The sequence below is a fragment of the Xanthomonas campestris pv. asclepiadis genome (assembly GCF_020784175.1).
In the GTDB taxonomy this organism is placed as follows: domain Bacteria; phylum Pseudomonadota; class Gammaproteobacteria; order Xanthomonadales; family Xanthomonadaceae; genus Xanthomonas; species Xanthomonas campestris_D.
On the sequence record NZ_JAJGQM010000061.1, the window covers coordinates 21,608 to 28,267 of the forward strand.

Below are 6,660 nucleotides of genomic sequence, written 5' to 3' on the forward strand. Positions count from 1 at the left end.
CACGCGCTGCCTGTCAGCACAAATGCCGCGCATTTGGTGATCCGTATCGCCTACCGCTGGCCTGCATCGATCCGGTTTCAACAGCAACCATGCTGCTGCCACGCGGTTTTGCGCGACACAGCGCCCATTGATGCGGCCGTTTCACGCACAAGGGTTGACACCCCACCGGCAGCGATGGTTATCTCAGTCACATGTCGCACCGCCACACCACCTCGAACGCCCCAGTGTCCGCGCCCATCAGCGCGTCGGCAGCCTCGCTTCTCGTGCTCGTACTTATTACCTCGCCAACCGGTGCGGGACGGGACTTCGTGTAGGCAACAGACACACAAGGCTTCGATCAGACCCCGCACCGGCAACGGCGCGGGGTTTCGCGTTTCAGGGACCACCAAAAGTTTCGAATGACATGAACGACATCACTGACATCACCGCAATGCCCATCACACGTGCCCACCGGCGCGCTGGTGATTGCGCGCGCATGCGCAGTGCCATCGTCCATCCCCGCTTTGCTTGGCCGGCCAGTGTCTGCACTGCCGGCTGATTTCTTTCCCACTGCCAAACCCCGCAAGGACTACTCCATGAGCAACGACACCCAACCGAAAATCGCGATCATCGGCTACGGCAGCCAGGGCCGCGCACATGCGCTGAACCTGCGCGATTCCGGCTTCGACGTCACCGTCGGCCTGCGTGCCGGTGGCCCGACCGAATCCAAGGCCCAGGCCGACGGCTTCACCGTCGTGGCACCGGCCGAGGCGGTGAAGAGTGCCGACCTGGTCGCAATCCTGACCCCGGACATGGTGCAGAAGAAGCTCTACGAAGACGTCATCGCCCCGAACATGAAACAGGGCGCCTGCCTGCTGTTCGCGCATGGCCTGAATGTGCATTTCGACATGATCACCCCGCGCGCCGATCTGGATGTGGTGCTGGTCGCGCCGAAGGGCCCGGGCGCGCTGGTGCGTCGCGAGTATGAAATCGGCCGTGGCGTGCCTTGCATCTATGCGGTGTACCAGGACACCAGCGGCAAGGCCGAGCAATTTGCGCTGACCTATGCCGGCGGCCTGGGCGGGGCACGCGCCAACATCATCAAGACCACCTTCAAGGAAGAGACCGAAACCGATCTGTTCGGCGAGCAGGCCGTGCTGTGCGGTGGCGCCTCGTCGCTGGTGCAGGCCGGTTTCGAAGTGCTGGTGGAAGCCGGCTACCAGCCGGAGATCGCGTACTACGAAGTGCTGCACGAACTGAAGTTGATCGTGGACCTGTTTTACGAAGGCGGCATCACCCGCATGCTGGAATTCGTGTCCGAAACCGCGCAATACGGCGACTATGTCAGCGGCCCGCGCGTGATCGACGCCAGCACCAAGGCGCGCATGAAGGACGTGCTGACCGATATCCAGAACGGCACCTTCACCAAGAACTGGGTGGCCGAGTACGAAGCCGGCCTGCCGAACTACACCAAGTTCAAGCAGGCAGATCTGGAGCACCCGATCGAGGAAGTGGGCAAGAAGCTGCGCGCCAAGATGGTGTGGCTCAACGGCCAGCAGCAAGCCGCCGTCGCACCTGCGAATCAACAAGCGGCGTAATGCCGCCGCACCCCCACCGCTAACACCGAAGGTCCGCAACGCATGAACACCTCCGCACACAGCACGCCCCGCAACGGCGCGCGCTGGCTGACGCAGGCCCTGGAAGCCGAGGGCGTGGAAACGCTGTTCGGTTATCCGGGCGGCACCATCATGCCGTTCTACGACGCCCTGGTGGATTCCAGGCTCAAGCACATCCTGGTCCGTCACGAACAGGGCGCTGCTCTCGCCGCCAACGGCTACGCCCGTGCCAGCGGCCGGGTTGGCGTGTGCGTGGCCACCTCCGGCCCGGGCGCGTCCAACCTGGTCACCGGCATTGCCGATGCGATGCTCGATTCGGTCCCGATGGTGTGCCTGACCGGCCAGGTCGCCACGCCGTTGCTGGGCACCGATGCGTTCCAGGAACTGGACGTGTTCGGCATGACCATGCCGATCGTCAAGCACAGCTTTCTGGTGCGGCGCGTGGAGGATCTTCCGGGCATGGTGCGCGAAGCGTTCCGCATTGCGCGCGAAGGACGTCCCGGGCCGGTCCTGATCGACCTGCCCAAGGATGTGCAGATCGCCGATGCGTCGCATCTGCCCGATCACGTGCCGGCGGCGGTGTTGCCGCCTCCGGCACCGGAAGATGCGAAATTGGCCGAAGCGCTGGCGGCCATCGCCAGTGCCGAACGCCCGGTGGTGTACGGCGGTGGAGGCATCGCCCTGGCCGGTGCGGTGGAGGCATTCCGGCGCTTTGTCGAAGCCACCGGCATTCCCACCGCGCTGACCTTGCGCGGCCTGGGCGCGTTGCCGCATGCGCATCCGGATTATCTGGGCATGCTCGGCATGCACGGCACCCGTGCGGCCAATATGGCGATCCAGGAGTGCGATCTGCTTGTTGTCGTCGGCGCGCGCTTCGACGACCGTGCCACCGGCAAGTTGAGCGAATTCGCGCCATTTGCGCGCGTCATCCACCTGGATGCCGACGCCTACGAAATTTCCAAGCTACGCACGGCAGACATCGCCGTACCCGGCGATGTGGCGGCCAGCCTGAAAGCGCTGAGCGCGGCACGCGGCAATTGCCAGGCATGGCGCACGCGCTGCTTTGCCAACCGCGAAAAATTCGGCGCGCGTTACGACGCGCCCGGCACCGATATCTACGCACCGGCGCTGCTCAAGCGCCTGAGCGAAGTGGCCCCGGCCGACACCATCATCGCCTGCGATGTCGGTCAGCATCAGATGTGGGTGGCCCAGCATTGCCGCTTCAACGATCCACGCAATCACCTCACCAGCGGCGCGCTCGGCACGATGGGCTTCGGCCTGCCGGCAGCGATGGGCGCGCAGTTCGCCTGCCCCGACCGCACCGTGGTGCTGGTCTCCGGCGACGGCAGCTTCATGATGAACGTGCAGGAGCTGGTCACTATCGCGCGCTGCAAGCTGCCGGTGAAGATCGTGCTGCTGGACAACAGTTCGCTGGGCATGGTGCGGCAGTGGCAGGAACTGTTTTTCGCCGAGCGCTACAGCGAAATCGATTTGTCCGACAACCCGGATTTTGCGGCATTGGCGCAGGTCTTCGGCATCCCGGCCAAGCGCATCATCGCGCGCGGCGACGTGGACGCGGCGCTGGCGGAACTGCTGGCACAACCCGGCCCCGGCCTGTTGCACGTGGCCATCGACGCGCGCGCCAACGTGTGGCCGCTGGTGCCGCCCAACAACGCCAACAGCACCATGCTGGACAGCAATCCCGCACACGCGGCCAAGGAGACATCGCATGCGTTACCGGCTTGATCTGGTGCTGACGCCGGCCGAAGGCGCCTTGGTGCGCGTGCTCGGCATGACCGAGCGACGCGGCTTTCGCCCCTGCGCCATCCAGGGCGCCTGCGCACCGGATGATGCCGGCCGCTGGCATCTGCAACTGGACGTGGACAGCACCCGCCCGCCGGAGACGCTGCGCCTGCAGTTGGAAAAAGTGTACGACTGCGAGTCGGTGGTGATCACCGCGCTGGACTCGGTCGAGGTCGCGGCGTGAACGCCCAGACCTCGCGCGACCAGCAAACCGCCATCCGGAGGTGTCTTCTTCCGGATCGGCCGTGCGCGTGCCGCAATGCCTGATTCCGGCCGCCCCTCCCCGCAGGAGCCAGACGTAGGCGACGTGGCCGTCAGCGTGGCCGACGTGCTGGCCGCACAGGCACGTCTGCGCAAGTACCTGTCGCCCACGCCGCTGCATTACGCCGAGCGCTTCGGTGTGTGGTTGAAGCTGGAAAATCTGCAGCGCACCGGCTCCTACAAGGTGCGCGGCGCATTGAACGCATTGCTGGCCGGGCTGGAGCGCGGCGACGAGCGTCCGGTGATCTGCGCATCGGCCGGCAACCATGCGCAAGGGGTGGCATGGTCGGCGTATCGGCTGGGCGTGCAGGCCATCACGGTGATGCCCTACGGCGCGCCGCAGACCAAGATCGCCGGCGTCGCGCACTGGGGCGCGACCGTCCGCCAGCATGGCAACAGCTACGACGAGGCGTTTGCGTTCGCGCGCGAGCTGGCCGAGCAGAACGGCTATCGCTTTCTGTCCGCCTTCGACGACCCGGACGTGATCGCCGGGCAAGGCACGGTCGGCATCGAACTGGCTGCGCATGCCCCTGACGTGGTGATCGTGCCGATCGGTGGCGGCGGGCTGGCCTCCGGGGTGGCGCTGGCGCTGAAATCACAGGGTGTGCGCATCGTCGGCGCGCAGGTGGAAGGCGTCGATTCGATGGCCCGTGCCGTGCGCGGCGACTTCCGCGAAATCACTCCCGTCCCCACGCTGGCCGATGGCGTGAAGGTCAAGATTCCCGGCTTTCTGACCCGCCGCCTGTGCTCGAGCCTGCTTGACGATGTGGTGATCGTGCGCGAGGCCGAATTGCGCGAGACCCTGGTGCGCCTGGCGCTGGAGGAACACGTCATCGCCGAGGGTGCTGGCGCGCTGGCACTGGCTGCCGGTCGCCGCGTGTCAGGCAAACGCAAGTGCGCGGTGGTCTCTGGCGGTAATATCGACGCAACTGTTCTGGCCACACTCTTGTCCGAGGTGCGGCCGCGGCCGCCACGCAAGCCGCGTCGTCGCAATACCGAGCGGCTGCGCAACGAACGCAGCGCCAAGTCACTTCCCGAAACACCCGTTCTTTCCCGCCCATCCGCAGTCGCTTCAACGCCTGTCACCGCCATCGCCGTAGAGGAGTCATCCTGGTGAACACGACCGTATCCAACCAGACCCCGCGTATCCGAATTTTCGACACCACCCTGCGCGACGGCGAGCAATCCCCCGGCTGCAGCATGACGCCCCAGCAAAAGCTGGTGATGGCGCGCGCGCTGGACGAGCTCGGCGTGGACATCATCGAAACCGGTTTCCCGGCCAGTTCGCATTCCGACCGCGAAGCGGTCGCGATGATCGGCCGCGAGTTGCGTCGCCCCACGCTGGCGGTGCTGTCGCGCTGCCTGCAGGCCGATATCGAAACTTCCGCACGTGCACTGGAAGCGGCCGCCAATCCGCGCCTGCATGTCTTCCTGTCCACCAGCCCGCTGCATCGCGAGCACAAGCTGCGCATGAGCCGCGAGCAGGTGCTGGAATCGGTGCACAGGCATGTGACGCTGGCGCGCGGCTATATCGACGATGTCGAGTTCTCCGCCGAAGACGCCACCCGCACCGAAGAGGATTTCCTGGCCGAGGTGGCGCGCGTGGCGATCGCCGCCGGTGCCACCACGATCAATCTGCCGGACACCGTGGGCTTCACCACGCCGGAAGAAATCCGCGGCATGTTCTCGCGCCTGATCGCCAGCGTGGAAGGTGCCGACAGCGTCATCTTCAGTGCGCACTGCCACAACGATCTGGGCCTGGCGGTGGCCAATTCGCTGGCGGCGATCGAAGGCGGCGCACGCCAGGTCGAATGCACCATCAACGGCATCGGCGAGCGCGCCGGCAATTGTGCGCTGGAAGAAATCACCATGGCACTGAAGGTGCGCGGTGCGTTCTACAACATCGACACCGACATCAACACCCCACGCATCGTCTCCACCTCGCAGTTGCTGCAGCGCCTGGTCGGCATGCCGGTGCAGCGCAACAAGGCAGTGGTCGGCGGCAATGCGTTCGCGCACGAGTCGGGCATCCACCAGCACGGCATGCTGCGCCATCGCGGCACCTACGAAATCATGCGTCCGGAAGACGTGGGCTGGGAGTCCTCGCAGATGGTGCTGGGCCGCCACAGCGGCCGCGCGGCAGTGGAGCAGCGCCTACGTGCCTTGGGGTATCTGCTGGAAGAAGAAGAGGTGAAACTGGTCTTCGAACAGTTCAAGGCATTGTGCGAAAAGCAGCGCGTGGTCACCGACGCGGACCTGCAGGCGTTGATGCAGGATGCCACTGTGCAGGAAGGCTATCGCCTGGCGTCGATGACCATCAGCGATGTCGGCAGCCGTGCCAATGCGCTGGTGGAATTGTCCGATCCGGAAGGCAACCGCGTGGCCGAAACTGCGCAGGGCAACGGCCCGGTGGATGCGCTATTCGGCGCACTGGCCTCGGCCACCGGTGTAAAGCTGGAGCTGGACAGCTATCAGGTGCACAGCGTGGGCATCGGCGCGGACGCGCGCGGCGAAGCCAGCCTGAGCGTGCGCCACGACGGCGTGGAATACGAAGGCACCGGCACCAGCAAGGACATCATCGAAGCCAGCGCACTGGCGTGGCTGGATGTGGCAAACCGCCTGTTGCGTCAGCGCGAGCGCGGCGTGGTCGCCGGCAAGACGGCTGCGGTGGCGTAACTCTGCTCATTCTCTAAAAGATGCAAACCTGACGGCCGGCAGAGTGATCTGCTGGCCGTTTTGGTGTTTGGTGCTGGTGTTTGGTGTTCCAACTTTCTTGCAAGTGCGTCGGGTTGCTGCAGGCGCTTGCACTCGTACCGACACAGAACAGCCTCGCACACGAGGTCTGCCGGCTTTGTGCGAATGCTCCGGCCTGCTGCGGGCGCTTGCACGCGTACCGGCATGGGACACACCGCAAGTACATCCTTTTCACGGCGTGTCCCGACACTGGATGCGGCGCCGCGCCGCCGACCAACTCCGCACACCGACCAACCCTGCGCATGAG

The 6,660-nt window shown here is 65.4% G+C and carries 5 protein-coding genes; all 5 read left to right on the forward strand.

Annotated elements, in window-relative coordinates; genetic code table 11:
- The first annotated feature begins 575 nt into the window (after positions 1 to 575).
- The 5 genes from ilvC (at position 576) to LL972_RS19595 (ending at position 6,335) form a co-directional block, all read left to right on the forward strand.
- The gene (gene ilvC / locus LL972_RS19575; RefSeq protein WP_228329003.1) at positions 576 to 1,577 is read left to right on the forward strand and encodes a ketol-acid reductoisomerase; all 1,002 of its coding nucleotides are present in this window, start codon (positions 576 to 578) and stop codon (positions 1,575 to 1,577) included.
- 42 nt (positions 1,578 to 1,619) lie between these two features.
- Positions 1,620 to 3,341 carry an acetolactate synthase 2 catalytic subunit gene (gene ilvG / locus LL972_RS19580; protein ID WP_104584031.1) on the forward strand — a complete coding sequence of 574 codons (1,722 nt, stop codon included), beginning with the start codon at positions 1,620 to 1,622 and terminating at the stop codon, positions 3,339 to 3,341.
- Positions 3,325 to 3,582 carry an ACT domain-containing protein gene (locus LL972_RS19585; protein ID WP_104584030.1) on the forward strand — a complete coding sequence of 86 codons (258 nt, stop codon included), beginning with the start codon at positions 3,325 to 3,327 and terminating at the stop codon, positions 3,580 to 3,582. The genes ilvG and LL972_RS19585 overlap by 17 nt, the downstream gene beginning before the upstream one ends.
- A gap of 123 nt (positions 3,583 to 3,705) precedes the next feature.
- Positions 3,706 to 4,776, forward strand: a complete 1,071-nt coding sequence (locus tag LL972_RS19590; protein ID WP_232099345.1) for a threonine dehydratase — start codon at positions 3,706 to 3,708, stop codon at positions 4,774 to 4,776.
- A complete protein-coding gene (locus LL972_RS19595; RefSeq protein WP_104584028.1) occupies positions 4,773 to 6,335 on the forward strand; it encodes a 2-isopropylmalate synthase in 1,563 nt (520 codons plus the stop codon). The genes LL972_RS19590 and LL972_RS19595 overlap by 4 nt, the downstream gene beginning before the upstream one ends.
- Positions 6,336 to 6,660: the final 325 nt, after the last annotated feature.